This window comes from Nocardia sp. NPDC023852, from assembly GCF_040639505.1.
Lineage (GTDB): Bacteria > Actinomycetota > Actinomycetes > Mycobacteriales > Mycobacteriaceae > Nocardia.
Genome location: NZ_JBFAAB010000019.1, coordinates 22,772 through 37,137, shown reverse-complemented (window position 1 = coordinate 37,137; position 14,366 = coordinate 22,772). Strand labels below are relative to the sequence as shown.

Genomic DNA, 14,366 nt, shown 5'->3' with positions numbered 1-14,366 from the left:
CATCGGCTTCTGGTCTTGATAAGCGGCATTTCGGACCGGGTGATGCTCCTCGGGTGCTCGTCGCCCCTGTGTGGCTTGTGGGCCCAAGTGTGACGCCGGACATCTCGGCACCAACAGTTAAGTTTGCATAGCCTAACCTAATTCGGTAAGTTAAGCGAGTCTGGTCCACACCAGGCTCACGGTTACAGGTAGGTGAGGTTGGGCCCATGCTTGATGGATTTGTTCCCTGGCCCGTGGAGTTCGCCTCCCGGTACCGCTCCCTCGGATACTGGCGCGGAGAGACGCTCGACGCCGCTCTTCGGCGCTACGGCAGCGCATTCGGCGATTCCGCAGCCGTCGTGGATTCCGACCGCAGCTGGACATACTCGGAGTTGGATGCCGAGGTGGACCACTATGCGGCCGGCCTGCACGCTCTTGGCATCAGGCCGCGGGATCGGGTGGTCGTGCAGCTGCCTAATCGAGGCGAATTCATCGCCGTCATGTATGCGCTGCTGCGAGTCGGTGCGATCCCGGTGTTCGCCCTGCCCGCGCATCGGGCCGCCGAGATCACCCATTTCGTCGACAGCACCGACGCGGTCGCATACGTGACGGCCGACGTCATCGACGGTTTCGACCACCGCGAACTCGCACGCGCGGTCCGTGGGCAGACCGGGAATCTGCGGCACGTGATCATCTTCGGCGACGCCGCCGAGTTCATTCCGCTGGACTCGTTACGACAGCAGCCGATCGAGCATCCCACAGCCGACCCGTCGGACGTCGCGATTCTCCTGCTCTCCGGTGGCACGACGGGGTTGCCCAAGTTTGTCGCGCGCACCCATGATGACTGGGCTTACAGCGGACGCGCCGTCGCCGCGGCGTGCTCCTACGACGCGACGACGCGCCATATGGTCTGCCTGCCTCTTGGCCACAACTGGACCCTCACCCACGGGCTGCTCGCCACGTTCGATGTCGGTGGCACGCTGATCCTCGCCGAGAGCCCGGATCCAGGAATAACTTTCGACTTGATCGAGCGCCACCGCGTCACCGACACCGGACTGGTGCCCGGAGTCGCGTTGGTATGGGTAGAACTCGCACCCGGCGGCTCCGCCGACCTGTCGAGCCTGCGCCGAGTCGTAATCGGCGGCTCGAAGCTTCCGCTCGAACTCGCCCGTCGCGTCGAGCCTGCGCTGGGTTGCCAGCTGCACCAGGCATTCGGAATGGCCGAGGGCCTGTGCGGATTCCAGGACTCGGACGAGGATCTGGAGACGCGGCTACACGCCCAGGGCAGGCCGGTCTCGCCGGATGACGAGTTGCTGATCGTGGATCACTACGGAAATCCGGTACCCGCGGGGGAAATCGGTGAACTGCTGACTCGCGGGCCCTACACGGTCCGCGGCTACTTCCGCGGTGGTGTCCACAACCGAACCTCGTTCACCGACAATGGTTTCTATCGAACCGGGGATCTGGTCCGCCTGTTGCCGAACGGGCAGGTCGTGTTCGAGGGTCGGGTCAAGGACCAGATCAACCGGGGCGGGGAGAAGATCGCGGCCGAGGAGGTCGAGAACCATCTGCTCGCGCACCCGGCAGTTCGCGATGCCGCGCTGATCGGCGTCCCGGACGAAATACTCGGTGAACGCAGTTGCGCGGTGCTCGTGCCGCATGGCGCCGCACCCGAGCAACCGGAAATCGCTCGATTTCTCACCGAGCGCGGAATTGCCGCGTACAAGATCCCGGATCTGATCCGCATCGCGGACACGCTGCCTCGTACAGCCATCGGAAAGGTCGACAAGAAGAAGTTGCGGCAAGAGGAGGTAACGCGGTGACCACCGGGTTTCCAACGGTCCGGCCCGCGCCTGACGATCGGTTCCGGCCGTTTGCGTTGACCGACACGCAATTGGCGTATGTGCTGGGACGAGACGATGCGTACCACTACGGCGGTGTCGCGGCGCACGGGTACTACGAATACGAAGGCGCCATCGACATCGACCGGTTCACGGCCGCATGGCGCTCGCTGGTCGAACGGCATGATGCGCTGCGCCTGACCATCGATATCGAACGGCGCGAACAGCGGGTGCTGGAATCGGTTCCGCCGTTCCATCCGGTTGTGCGTGATCTGCGCGGGCTCACCGAGAGCGCGCGTGCGGCCCTGCTCGCGGAGCTTCGCGATACGTATTCGCATCTGGTACCGAACCCCGGGACGTGGCCGCTGTTCCATATCGCGGTGAGCCGCCTCGATGACGAGAACAGCCGGATCCACATCGGCTTCGACGGGCTGTGTTTCGATTACCTCAGCTGGCGACTGCTGCTGGCCGAGCTGAGTCTGCGCTACCGTGACCCGGCCGCCGAACTGCCTGAGCTGTCGCTCACCTTCCGGGACTACGTCGGTGCCCTCTCGGAACTCGAGAACGCCGAGCTCTACCGGCGCTCGCAGCGGTACTGGACCGATCGCGTCGCCACTTTTCCCGCGGCGCCGCAGTTGCCCGCGAATCGTTCTACCGACATCTCGGCGACTCGCTTCACCCGCCGCGAGGCCGGTATGCCTCCCGCGCAATGGCGGCAGTTGACCAGACACGCACGCGTACAAGGGCTGACAACCTCAGCGTTGATGATCGCCGCCTTCAGTGAGGTCCTGGCGGTCTGGTCGGGCGAGCACAGGTTCGCGCTCAACATCCCCAGCATGAACCGGATTCCGCTGCACCCGCAGGTCGAGGCGGTCGTCGGCGAGTTCGCTTCGATCTCGGCGCTCGCAGTGGACCACGATAACGATGCGACCTTCGCCGCGCGGGCGAAACGCATCCAGGCAACTCTCTGGGACGACCTCGAGCACAGCCACTACAGCGGGTTGCGCTTCATGCGCGAGCTCACCCGCCATGACGGCAGTTCCGATCGGGCGCGAATGCCGATCGTGCTCACCAGCACACTCGGTTGGTCGGATGGTGCCAGGACACCGTTCGACGGCCAGGTTCGCGAGGTGTACGCGCTGTCGCAGACCCCGCAGGTGAGCCTCGACGTACAGATCCACGAACACGACGACGAGCTGTACTACAACTGGGACACCGTCGATTCCGCCTTCGCGCCCGGCGTGATCGATGCCATGTTCACCGCGTTCCGCCAGCTGCTCGAACGCCTCGCGCGTTCCGCCGAGGTCTGGCAGCAGGCCGACCTGTCGATCGTGCCGCTGGCGGACGCCGAAGTGACCGGTCGGGAGGTCGACACGGCAGCGGCGCTCGTGCCGGAGCTGTTCGTCGAGCGTGTGCGCCGCCAGCCCGATCATCCCGCGCTGATCGACGGTTCGGTGACGATCACCTACGGTGCTCTGCTCGACCATGCCTGTCGCATCGCGAACCGGCTCGCTGCGACATGCGGACGGAGCGACGATCAGCCGATCGTTGCCATTCTGCTGGACAAGGGGTGGCGCCAGTTCGCCGCGGTGTACGGCGTGCTGCTGTCGGGTGCGGCATACCTGCCGATCGATATTTCCGCTCCGCCGGAACGCATTCGCGGCATGCTCGATCGTTCCGGTGTGGTGGCCGCGTTGACGGGTGACGCGACGTCTGCCGCCGTGCGCGCGGTTGCCGAAGACCTGCCACACCTGGCGCTGGTCGATGTCGACGGTGTCGCGGTCCGGACATCGAGCACGCTCGTTCCCGACATATCGATCGACCGTGCGGATCTCGCCTACGTGCTGTACACCTCCGGCTCCACCGGGGAGCCGAAAGGGGTCATGATCGAGCATGGCGGCGTGGTGAACTGCGTCGTCGACACGATGACGAGCCTCGCGATAGGTCCGGCGGACCGGTCGCTCGCGGTATCGGCGCTGCATCACGACATGTCCGGATTGGACGTGTTCGTCATGTTGTGCGCCGGGGCGACGGTCGTCGTGCCGGCCGCCGATCGCCGGCGGGACCCGCGGCACTGGCGCAGCCTGGCCGCGGAATATGCGGTGTCGGTGTGGTGTTCGGTGCCGGCCATGCTGGAGATGCTTCGCGCCGAAGGTGGGACACCACTGACCGCCATGCGGCTGGCGCTGGTCGGGGGTGACTGGGTCGCGCCCACGCTGGTGGACCAGCTGCGCGAGCAGTGCCCGAGCGCGCGGCTGGTCAGCATCGGAGGCCCGACAGAGACCACGCTATGGAATATCTGGCATGCGGTCGGCGACATCGATCCGGCCTGGCGATCGGTACCGTACGGGCGGCCGATCGCAAACACCCGCTACTTGCTCCTCGACCAGGCGATGCGTCCGGTGCCTGCGGGCGTCGTCGGTGAAATGTATTGCGGCGGGCCGGGGATCGCCCGTGGCTATCTCGATGATCCCGAGCGCACCGCGACGTCCTTCACGATCTATCCCCGCACCGGTGAAAGACTCTACCGCACAGGAGATTTCGGTCGGTTGCTGCCGAGTGGGGAGATCGAGTTCGTCGGCCGCAGGGACCGGCAGGTCAAGGTGCGAGGGCACCGCATCGAGCTGGGCGACGTCGAGGCCGCAGTGGCTTCGTTGCCCCAGGTCGACGCGGCGGTGGTGACGCCGGTACCGGCCACGGACGGTCGTGGCTCGCGGGCACTCGTCGCGCACGTCGTCGTGAACCGCGAATTTGCCGTCGAGGAGCTCCGTCGCGATATCGCGGCTGTGCTGCCGCCCCATATGGTGCCCGGCACGATGCGGCTGATCGAGTCGCTTCCGCTGACTGCGAATGGCAAGGTCGACTACCGCGCATTGGTCGCGGCGGCCGCCGAAGCTGCCGGTCCGGTCGAGCGGCGAGACGGTGCGGCGACGCCGCTCGAAGCGGTGCTTGCCCAGGTGTGGCAGGACGTCATGCACGTCCCTGCGGTCGGCATCGGCGACAACTTCTACGCGCTCGGCGGAGACTCCGTCGTTGCTGTCGACGTCACGAGAGAGCTGCGCGAAGTGCTGGCCGACCCGACCATCGACCTGCACCTGCTGCTCGCTTCGCCGACACTCGGCGAACTCGCGCGGAGCCTGCAGGCCCGCGAGAAATCGCCGGGACGGCTGGACGAGATCGCACGGATTTACCTGGAGATCCTCGAACTCAGCGACGACCAGGTGGAGTCCGAACTCGCCGACAATGCGGACCGCACTGTTGCGGAAGGGAATTGACATGTACGAGGCACAGGACGAATCGGTCGCGGCGGCCGCGGACAGGTGGACGATAGAAGACCTGCGAAATGCCGCAGCGAAAGCGCTCGGATTCGCGACATGGTCCCTTCCGGACGACGCCGATCTGTTCGAGCACGGACTGGATTCGCTGCGGATGATGCGGTTGGCCGGCGCCTTGCGCGCAGGGGGATACGACGTTCCTCTGCGTGTTCTAGCCGAAACACCAACTCTCGCAGCATGGTTCGAGATCATCAGAGAATCGGGTGAGCAGCGTTGAGGTCGATCGATGAACCGAATGTCACCGCGAGTCAGTCCGAGTTGCTGAAGCTGCTCATCGGGGGGTGGGTGAGCAGCAGTATCGGCGCGGCCGTCGATCTCGGCCTTGCTGATCTTCTGCGCAGGGGGGCGATGGATGGCGAGGCCGTGGCGGCGGCCATGGGCGTGGCGCCGGAATCGCTGACCCGCCTGTTACGGATGCTGCGTGCGCTCGGCATTGTTGTCCGCGACGACGATCGGCGGTACTCGTTGAGTCCGATCGGCGAGTTGTTGCGCTCTGACCATCCGCAGTCCATGCGAAACCTGGTACGGCTCTACCAGGAACAGTACTTCGCCGATGCCTGGAGTGAGCTGGTGCCGGCGCTGCGTGACGGCGAGCAGCCGTTCACCAGAGCACACGGCGAGACCGTATTCGACTATCTGGGCAGCCGACCGGACGCACTCGCAGTCTACGGTTCGGGCATCGCGGTCGGCAGCATGTTCGTCGCCGACCTGCCGAATGTGTACGACTTCGGCGGGAAATGCGTCGTGGATGTCGGCGGAGGTGACGGCACCCTGCTGGATGTCATTCTGTCGGCGGTCCCGGATTCGACTGGAAGGCTGATCGAACGACAGGCCGTGGTTTCTGCGGCAGTGGACCGGTTGCAGGAATATATCGCTCAGCAGCGGTGTGAAGTGTTCGCGGGAAACTTCTTCGATCCCCTCCCCGCGGGCGGCGATGTCGCTGTGCTGTGCCGAATTCTGCACAATTGGGACGACGAGCGGGCACGCGCGATCCTGGAGAACTGCCGGGCGGCGATGCGCGCTGGCTCGCCCCTGCTGATCATCGAGCGGGTCGTGTCCGACCTGCGGCCCACCCCGGTCGCCACCGCGTTCGATATGCACATGTTCGTGATGACCAGCGGCCGGGAACGAACGGACGAGGAATATCGGCGGCTGCTCGCCAGCGCCGGATTCGAGCTCGTGTCGATCAAAGGCCTGCCGCTGGAGATGAGCCTGGTCGAAGCTCATGCACGCTGATCGGATCAACGGCACAGCGCCCAGTACGGCGCAGGTACAGGCCGGTGTCATCGTCGACGAGCTCATTCGGTGCGGTGTGCACGAGGCCGTGCTCTGTCCAGGATCTCGCAACGCCCCTTTGGCTATCGCGCTGCACCGGGCCGACGCCGATCGGCGTATTCGCCTGCATGTGCGGATCGATGAACGAAGTGCCGCCTACCTCGCGCTCGGTCTGGCCGCGGGCAGCCATACCGTGGTCCCCGTGGTGACTACCTCTGGAACGGCTGTCGCCAATCTGGTCCCCGGAGTTCTCGAGGCGAGCTACGCGGGTGTCCCGCTGATGGTGATCAGCGCGAACCGGCCGGGGGAGGTGCAGGGCACCGGGGCGAGCCAGACCATAGTTCAGCCCGACATATTCGGTCTCGCTGTGCGTTCCGCGATGGTGCTCGCCCAGGCGGACCACCGATATCCGTCCGGTGGCGACCGGCTTGCCCAACACAATGCGCGCTGGAGGGCCACCGTCGGCCGACTCACCGCGGCGGCCCTCGGCCTTCGCGACGGCAATCCAGGCCCGGTTCATCTGGACGTTCCGTTCGCCGAACCACTGGTCGGATCACGTGCCTGGGAGACTCCGCCGGGCCGCCGCGACGGTGGACCGTGGACGGTTGTGGAGCCGACCATCATCGACGCGCCGGTGGAGGTCGATCTCGGCCTGGATACGCTCGTCGTGGCGGGGCAAGGCGCGCCGGTGCTGCCCGAGCTGGCGGGTGTTCCGACGGTCGCCGAGCCGTCGGCGCCGCCGACGGACTGCACGGTGCATCCGCTCGTGATCCGTCAGTTGCATCCCGAGCAGGTAATCGTGGTCGGGCGACCGACACTGCATCGGTCAGTCGTGCAACTGCTCGCGTCACCGACGATCCGGGTAATCGTCGTGGCCCCGGAACGGTCATGGACGGATGTTGCTGGAACGGCCAGCGCGGTCGGGCGCAGCATCCGGGCGACCGGGCGACCTGCGCAGGCGTGGGTCGATGTCTGCCGCGTGGCGACATGTATCGCGTTCTCCGTGGTGCACCGGGCGCTCGACGAAACCGACCAGGTGACCGGCATGCATGTGGCCCGGGCGATCACGCGGCAACTCGGAGTCGGGGACACGTTCGTCGTCGGCTCGTCGAATCCGGTACGGGATGTGTCGATGACCTGGGAACACACCACCGGCGTTCGAGTTGTGTCCAATCGGGGAGTCGCTGGGATCGACGGATTGGTGTCGATGTCGGTGGGCGTCGCGTTGGCGGGCGACCGCACAGTCGCGCTGCTCGGCGATCTTACCTTCGCTCACGACAGTGGCGGATTGCTGGTCGGTCCGTCGGAACCGGTCCCGCGTGACCTGTCGATCGTGGTGGCGAATGACAACGGCGGCGGGATCTTCGGCTTACTCGAGCAAGGGGGCCCGCAGTACGCGGATGTCTTCGAGCGGGTGTTCGGCACACCGCACGGTACGGATATCGCCATGTTGTGTGCCGCGCACGGCGTCCCGCACATTGCCGCGGGCGTCGCCGATCTGGGCGAGGTCCTCAGCTCCGGTGCGGAGTCTGTCGGCGGCTTGCGCGTCATCGAGGTGCGGACCGATCGGGATGGATTGCGCGCGCTGCATGCCGATATTCGGTCGGGGATCGAACGCGACCTTTTCGACGACTCGGTTACCGCCGTCGCCGACGACCAGAAAGGCTCGGACGGTCCGGTGCGGATTGCGTGAACCGCATTCCAGGCGGCTGGTCGATGAGCCGGAGGTACTGACACTTCGCGTACCGACGGCTGGTTCAACCACCCGTTGCCAGCCCGCTTCGAGGTCGACGTGGATTGTGCCGAGTCGAACTCGTCCACCACGATGGCTGTGCTGGCGCCGGGTCGAATGATGAGTCGTCACATGGCGGGGCGCATGTGAGTCGGGCCGACATCGGTCAGCGGCCGGACCAGATCGGAGCCAGCCATCGATGTCGGCCGACGACACTTGTGTTTGCCCGCACCCGACCGCGCTCGCGGCGAGTGCGCGGCGTAACCGGTCCGCCGCAGCGAGAATTCCGGCTATCTCCAGTAGGCCTGTGCCTTGATCGCGTCTTTGGGAAGTGCGTGTTTCGTTTTCAGCATCTTGGTGATCGCGCGAGTGGTCGCACCGTCGCAGGCGACCCAGCCGAACGCGTCCGGCGCACAGGTCAGCGATTCCGCCTGTTCACGAAGCAGTCGCCCGTCATCGATCCGTTGCAGCCAGGTCACCTCGGTGGCCGGGCCGGACCGCACCGGCAAGGTCGGGTCCGATTCGTATTGCCATTCCAGCCATACCCGGGCGGGGATGTCGCCGATGGCGTCCAGCAACGAGTTGATCGCGGGAAGCGAGGCGGTGTCGCCGAAGATGACGAACTCCGAAGGCTTGGGATCAGGGACCGCGAACTTCGATGCGCCCACACCTTTGCCCATCACGCTGGCCTCGATGACATCGCCTACTGCAGCATTCTCTGCCCACCGTGAGGCTGGGCCGTGGTGCAGCGCGAACTCGACATCGAAACTGTCCGTGGCCGGATCGGGATCGACGAGTGTGTAGCCGCGCTGGCGTTCCTTCCCGTCGTGGTCTTGGAACCACATGCGGATCCACTGTGTGGGGTGAACCGGGTGGTCATCGAACAAGCCGTCCGCGGAGAAGCCGAGGCGGCGGTAGTTGTCGGTGATGCTCTTGACCGAGGTGACAGTCAGCCGGTAATCGTCTGCCCGCCATGCCTTCATCATCAGTCCATTGAACCCTTTGCTCATAGAAAGACAGGTTAGCCTAACCAATCTAAGTGCGCCCGTTGTCTCAATGATCGATCCCATGTGGGTGGCCACGAATTGCTCGGTCCCACCGGCGAACCGGCCGAGCCTGGCGTCAACGCCGACACCCTCATCGGACAGGAATTGTTCCCGCGCCTTCTCACCGGTTCGTTCCACCCGGCCTGATAATCGTGTTCGTCGCGGTGGGGGCGGGTGATGATGTTCCTGGCGGTCGCCACTTCCTACTTCGCCGGTGACAAAGGTGGCCACGCGCCCCGCCACCGTTGCAGGTCTCACGACAAGGTCGGACAGTCCCAGCTCTACTTCGCCGCGTTGGTGAGGGCGGGTTTCAGTTTTTCGAGTAGGTAGGGGACGGATAAGGCGGTCGGCTGTGCCATCCCGCTCAGCTCCTGATTAGTGAGGAAGACGACGGAGTTCTTCCGCGCTGCTGGTAGATCGGCGTATCCCGGGAGTCGGCGATATTTCTTGTCCAATCCGGGGGAGCAGCCGGCCAGGAGGAGGTCGGCGTCGAGTTCGCTGACCTGGTCCGGCGGGAGGGACGTAGGGAGCTCGGTGAGGTGTTCGAGGGTGCGCAGGCCGAGTTGGGTGAAGAGGGTGGGGTTGTTGTTCGGCGCCGCCAGCACGATGAGCTGGGTGTCGCTGGCCAGCCAGGTGGCGACGAAGGTTTTGCCCGGCAGCGCCGGGGCGGCGTGGGTGATGGTGGCGATCGTCTTGTCGACGTCGGTGATCAGCGTGTCGGCGGCATCCTGTTCGCGCAGGATTCGGCCCAGCGTCCGCACTTGGTCCTGCCAGGATGCTTCCGCGCTGAGGGCGGGGACCGTTGGGGCTACTCGCGAGAGCTCGTCGTAGGTCTTGCGGTCGGCGATGAAGCCGTCCACCAGGATCAGGTCGGGACGCAGTGCCGCGATCTGCTCGGTCAGCTTGCCGCTCGTGTCCAGGGTTTTCGCCGATTCGACTGCCACATGTGTCCATGGTGTGGCGCCGCCGGCCGCCGGCCCGATGACACCGACCGGCGTCACGCCCAGCGCCAGCGCGTTGTCCGTCCACTGATTACCGAGGGTGACGACATTCTTCGGCAACTTGTCGACAGTCGTCGTGCCCAGCATGTGACTGACCGTGACGGGTTCGTATCTGTCTCGCGTTCTGGTCGGCAGAGTGCACGCGGAAACCATGAGCAGCATCGTGCCGACAATCACTGCGAGCGTCGCAACGCGAGCCAGTCGAACAGACTTCACCGCCGGACCCTTCACGCCGAGGAACGTCGCGGCTGACTCGATCGAGCCCCGCGCGAGCAGGGTCAGCCTAAGCCTCTGGGAGGCCACACGCGTCCGCGATCGCCGCCGTGTCCCAATAGAAGGGGTGCACCTCGCCGATGCGGCCGTCGGTGATGGTGACTGTCTGCAGGATGGGGAAGGTGAGTTCGCGGCCGGTCGCGCGGGCGCGGGCGTGCACGCGAGTGTGTACCACGGTGGTCTCGCCGGTTGCCAGAAAATGCTGTTCCAGCAGGTCGAATGATTGCCACGTACGGCTCATGGCGAGGAAGAAGCGTTCCATGCCTTCGTGTCCGTGCCATGTTCCGCCGTAGGGCAGCCCGTCCGCCTGATGCAGCACCACACAGGGGGCGAAGAACGGTGCGAGCAGCTGGAACGAGGCGCGGCCCGGTCCGCCTGCCGCCAGGTACTCCGCCTCGGCCGCGTACATCCCGGTCAGAACGGTCATCGCATCTATTGTCGATCGCGTCATGTGGCCAGTCTGCCCAGTGCACACCGGCCGAGACCGGCGATAATCGGACGTCGCTTTCCTCCGTGCGCTACCCATCCGAGGCACACGCCCTGAGTTCCCGCGTACCCTCGGGCCCCGCTTCCTCACACTCGCCACCCAGGACACCTATGCCAGCGGCCTCCGCGCCCTGGTAACCGGCCTGCTCCAGGCCCCGTGAGCGGAGTCGAATGGTGCCTCGGGCACCATTCCGAGCCACCATTTCACTACGCTCGCTGAAGAATCCACACCCGGTGGGTTATGCACAGGGGTGCGGATGTGCCTGGCTGGGCGCCGGGACCGAGGCGGCGGGCTAGCCAGGCTGAGGAGATGCGACTCGGTGTGGAGCAGGTGCGGAACAAGCAGTTCGGTGTGTTCACCGCGCGGCAGGTGCTGCGCGAGTACACACGTGCCGAGCTGCGTGCTCGGGTCGACCGCGGGGAGTGGGTGCGGGTTTTCCATGGCGTATACCGCGAGGCCACCACCTCTCCATCACCCGAACTGCGTGTCGAGGCCGCACGGCTGTCGATGGGGCTGACATTGCTCGCCGCCGCCTACAACACCGCCGCCGAGCTACACGGATTCGCTGTCCTGGCGGATCAACCGACTGACGTCCTCGGTATTCAAGCGGCGCGATCCCATCGACTTGTGGTGCACCGCGATCGGGTGGACGTGGAGGAGTTGGAGCTGATCCGCGGCACGTTGACCACGAACGCCGCCCGCACGGCGGTGGATGTCGCGCGCACCCTGACCCGATTGGACGCCCTGGCAACCCTGGATGCCGCACTCCGCGCGGGAGTCTCGTCCACCGCGCTCACCGCCGAACTCGAAAAGCAGGCCGGACGGCGCGGCCGCCGACAAGCCGCCCAGCTGATCGGACTAGCCGACGTCCGCGCCGAGTCCCCCATGGAATGGCGCACCCGGCTGCGCTGCATCGACGCGGGCCTCCCACCTCCGGAGCCGCAAATAGAGGTCCAGACCCGAAACGGTCTCCGCCGCATCGACCTGGGCTGGCGGCGCAGGCGAATCGGGTTGGAATACGACAGCACCGTATGGCATTCGGGGGAAACCGCGGCGCTTCGCGACAACCCCCGCCACAACTGGCTCAGCACCGAAGGCTGGACCCTCTACTACGCCACGGCGGCCGACGTCTACCACCACCCGCACCACTTCACCACCCCGATCCGGCACGCCCTCGGTCGAGGGCAGTGAAATGGTTGCCGTCGGCGCTTGGCGCACCACCATTTCCCTCCGTTCGACCGACCATGTGCCATTGATGTGCTGGTACAGGTCATTGTGGCGCGGAGCTCCGGGTCGGCTTACAACGTGACCCGCTGATCGGCGGGCATGAACAGTTTGTCGCCTTCTTTGACCTCGAAGGTGTGGTAGAACTCCGCGAGGTTCCGAACGACTTGGTTGCAGCGGAATTCGGCGGGGGAGTGAGTGTCGCCCGCGAGATAACGGACGGTGAGTTCCTTGGTCTGCTTCTCACGCCAGCTGCGGGCCCAGGACAGGAACATCGTGCGATAGTCGGGGTTGTCGATCCCGCGGCGCTTCTCCGCAATGCGGAAGGCGGCCAACGTGATCTGAAGTCCGCGCAGGTCAGCGAGGTTCTCGCCGACGGTGAGTTCGCCGTTGACGTGCTGGCTCGGGTCGAGACCCTCGGGAACCAGCACGTTGAACTGGTCGATGAGCTGTTTGGTTTTGGCGTCGAACGCCGCTCGGTCTTCGGGAGTCCACCAATCGCGGCGGTTGCCGTCGCCGTCGTATTTGGAACCCTGGTCGTCGAAGCCGTGGCCGATCTCGTGGCCGATGGTGGATCCGACCGCGCCGAAGTTGACAGCCGGCTCCGCGTCCTTGTCGAAGAACGGCGGCTGGAGGTAGGCGGCCGGGAACACGATCTGGTTGGAGGTCGCCGAGTAGTAGGCGTTCACCGTCTGCGGCGACATCCCCCATTCGGACTTGTCGACCGGGGTCCCGAGCCGGTCGAACGCCCGCTTGCTCTCGAAGTGGTTGATGGCAAGCAGCGATTCGACCAGCTTGCCCCTGGTGATCTTCAGCTTCGAGTAGTCGACCCACTTGTCCGGATACCCGATCTTGGGATCGATCTTGTCCAGTTTCGCGATGGACGCCACCCTGGTTGCCTGCGACATCCACGACGAGTTGGTGAAGTTCTCCCGATAGGCGGCGAGCACGTCGGCCAGCATCTCCTTGGCGCGCTGCTTGGCCTCGGGCGGGAAGTGTTTGGCCACATAGAGTTTCCCGAGCTGTTCGCCGAGGTGGTCGTCGACGATTCCGACGCCGTACTTCCAGCGTTCCGGGCGCTCGTCCTGACCGTTGAGCACCTTGCCTTTGAAGTCGAAGTTCGCGTCGTTGATGGCCTTGGGCAGATAGGGCGCGAAGTCCCGCAGCACACTCAATTTGAGGTAGTCACGCCACGTGGCGATGTCGACCTCGCTCCACAGCTGACCCACCGCCGTGAGGTAGGACGGCTGGTTGACCACCATTGTCGCGAACAGTTCGCGCGGGCGGTCGGTGTTTCCCGTCATCCACGGGTCCCAGTCGAACCCTGGCGCGAGCGCGACCATATCGGCCCAGCTGTACAGGTTGTACGTCGCGTCGGTGTTGCGGTTGCGCACGCTGTCCCAGTGCGCGGGGGCGATCCGCTTCTCCAGATCGAACACCCGCTGTGCCATGCCCGCCGGATCGGCGAACCCGGCGCCCGCGGCGACGCGTTCGAGGAAGACTCGATACTGCGCCAGTACCTCGGCGTATTCCGGCTTCCGGTAGTACTGCTCTCCGAGACCGAGCCCGGACTGGCCAACCGAGGGGATGTAGGCGCTGGAGTTCTTCCGGTCGATGCCGATACCGATGCCGATCAGCCCGCCGATAGGCAGCTCGGCCATCACCTTGGCCAGGTCCGACTTGGCGGCCGCCCCGTCTATCTTGGCGAACAGGCCTGCCAGTGGGGTGATGCCGAGCCGTTCGATCTCATCCCAGTCCACCCTGGCGTCGTGCAAATCTCGGATCTGTTGCTCCTCCGAGCCCTCTTTCGGATCGCGGATTCCTTCGATGATCTCCCGCAACTGCTGCTGTGTGCGCTCGGCCGCCTCGCTGGTCGAGCCGTAGGCGGCCTTGTCCGGCGGCAGCTGGTACTCCCGCAGCCATTTCCCGTTGACGTGCCGGTACAGATCGTCCTGCGGTCGAATCGTCTGGTCCGCCCCGCTCAGATCGACCCCGACGAGCGTCTTGCTCGCCGGTTCGGTGTCGTTCGAGCAGGCGACCAGCGCAGCAGCGGTCGGCACCGCCCCGAGTGCGATGAGAAAGCCACGACGGCCCAGCTGGACCGGACGATCGGTTGATGTCACGAGAATCCTCTCCCCGACGCGGCATCGCCGCAGATGAACATAGAAGCAGC

At 65.4% G+C, this 14,366-nt stretch carries 11 protein-coding genes; 7 read left to right on the top strand and 4 right to left on the bottom strand.

Annotated elements, in window-relative coordinates:
* The first annotated feature begins 206 nt into the window (after positions 1-206).
* From AB0H00_RS23185 to menD, 5 genes are read left to right on the top strand one after another with little or no spacing between them, the layout of a single operon-like run.
* Positions 207-1,802 carry an AMP-binding protein gene (locus AB0H00_RS23185; RefSeq protein ID WP_357269617.1) on the top strand — a complete coding sequence of 532 codons (1,596 nt, stop codon included), beginning with the start codon at positions 207-209 and terminating at the stop codon, positions 1,800-1,802.
* Positions 1,799-5,095 carry an amino acid adenylation domain-containing protein gene (locus tag AB0H00_RS23180; protein ID WP_357269614.1) on the top strand — a complete coding sequence of 1,099 codons (3,297 nt, stop codon included), beginning with the start codon at positions 1,799-1,801 and terminating at the stop codon, positions 5,093-5,095. Before AB0H00_RS23185 ends, AB0H00_RS23180 begins: the two co-directional genes overlap by 4 nt.
* A gap of 1 nt (position 5,096) precedes the next feature.
* Positions 5,097-5,372, top strand: coding sequence for a phosphopantetheine-binding protein (locus AB0H00_RS23175; RefSeq protein ID WP_357269611.1), 276 nt, complete (start codon positions 5,097-5,099; stop codon positions 5,370-5,372).
* Entirely contained in the window at positions 5,369-6,391 is a 1,023-nt protein-coding gene (locus tag AB0H00_RS23170) for a methyltransferase (protein WP_357269609.1), read from the top strand. Before AB0H00_RS23175 ends, AB0H00_RS23170 begins: the two co-directional genes overlap by 4 nt.
* A complete protein-coding gene (gene menD / locus AB0H00_RS23165) occupies positions 6,381-8,123 on the top strand; it encodes a 2-succinyl-5-enolpyruvyl-6-hydroxy-3-cyclohexene-1-carboxylic-acid synthase (protein ID WP_357269606.1) in 1,743 nt (580 codons plus the stop codon). The genes AB0H00_RS23170 and menD overlap by 11 nt, the downstream gene beginning before the upstream one ends.
* A gap of 329 nt (positions 8,124-8,452) precedes the next feature.
* Here menD and AB0H00_RS23160 read toward each other — a convergent pair whose 3' ends face one another.
* Entirely contained in the window at positions 8,453-9,172 is a 720-nt protein-coding gene (locus tag AB0H00_RS23160; RefSeq protein ID WP_357269603.1) for a siderophore-interacting protein, read from the bottom strand.
* A gap of 60 nt (positions 9,173-9,232) precedes the next feature.
* On the opposite strand from AB0H00_RS23160, the gene AB0H00_RS23155 reads away from it, so the two are divergent.
* Positions 9,233-9,355, top strand: coding sequence for a hypothetical protein (locus AB0H00_RS23155; protein ID WP_357269600.1), 123 nt, complete (start codon positions 9,233-9,235; stop codon positions 9,353-9,355).
* 134 nt (positions 9,356-9,489) lie between these two features.
* On the opposite strand, the gene AB0H00_RS23150 is transcribed toward AB0H00_RS23155, so the two are convergent.
* Together AB0H00_RS23150 and AB0H00_RS23145 are read right to left on the bottom strand one after the other, a co-directional pair.
* Positions 9,490-10,296: an ABC transporter substrate-binding protein gene (locus AB0H00_RS23150; protein WP_357269597.1), complete on the bottom strand. Its 807-nt coding sequence runs from the start codon at positions 10,294-10,296 to the stop codon at positions 9,490-9,492.
* Positions 10,297-10,492: 196 nt separating this feature from the next.
* The gene (locus tag AB0H00_RS23145) at positions 10,493-10,909 is read right to left on the bottom strand and encodes a nuclear transport factor 2 family protein (protein ID WP_357269594.1); all 417 of its coding nucleotides are present in this window, start codon (positions 10,907-10,909) and stop codon (positions 10,493-10,495) included.
* A gap of 369 nt (positions 10,910-11,278) precedes the next feature.
* On the opposite strand from AB0H00_RS23145, the gene AB0H00_RS23140 reads away from it, so the two are divergent.
* The gene (locus AB0H00_RS23140; protein ID WP_357269591.1) at positions 11,279-12,160 is read left to right on the top strand and encodes a type IV toxin-antitoxin system AbiEi family antitoxin domain-containing protein; all 882 of its coding nucleotides are present in this window, start codon (positions 11,279-11,281) and stop codon (positions 12,158-12,160) included.
* Between the two features lie 107 nt (positions 12,161-12,267).
* Here AB0H00_RS23140 and AB0H00_RS23135 read toward each other — a convergent pair whose 3' ends face one another.
* Positions 12,268-14,316: a M13 family metallopeptidase gene (locus tag AB0H00_RS23135; RefSeq protein ID WP_357269588.1), complete on the bottom strand. Its 2,049-nt coding sequence runs from the start codon at positions 14,314-14,316 to the stop codon at positions 12,268-12,270.
* Positions 14,317-14,366: the final 50 nt, after the last annotated feature.

Bases quoted from the DNA above. Each gene is read 5' to 3' on its own strand.
- AB0H00_RS23145 (WP_357269594.1), bottom strand. From the start codon at position 10,909: ATGACCGTTCTGACCGGGATGTACGCGGCCGAGGCGGAGTACCTGGCG.
- AB0H00_RS23175 (WP_357269611.1), top strand. From the start codon at position 5,097: ATGTACGAGGCACAGGACGAATCGGTCGCGGCGGCCGCGGACAGGTGG.
- AB0H00_RS23160 (WP_357269603.1), bottom strand. From the start codon at position 9,172: ATGAGCAAAGGGTTCAATGGACTGATGATGAAGGCATGGCGGGCAGAC.
- menD (WP_357269606.1), top strand. From the start codon at position 6,381: ATGCACGCTGATCGGATCAACGGCACAGCGCCCAGTACGGCGCAGGTA.
- AB0H00_RS23185 (WP_357269617.1), top strand. From the start codon at position 207: ATGCTTGATGGATTTGTTCCCTGGCCCGTGGAGTTCGCCTCCCGGTAC.
- AB0H00_RS23150 (WP_357269597.1), bottom strand. From the start codon at position 10,296: ATGCTGGGCACGACGACTGTCGACAAGTTGCCGAAGAATGTCGTCACC.
- AB0H00_RS23140 (WP_357269591.1), top strand. From the start codon at position 11,279: ATGCGACTCGGTGTGGAGCAGGTGCGGAACAAGCAGTTCGGTGTGTTC.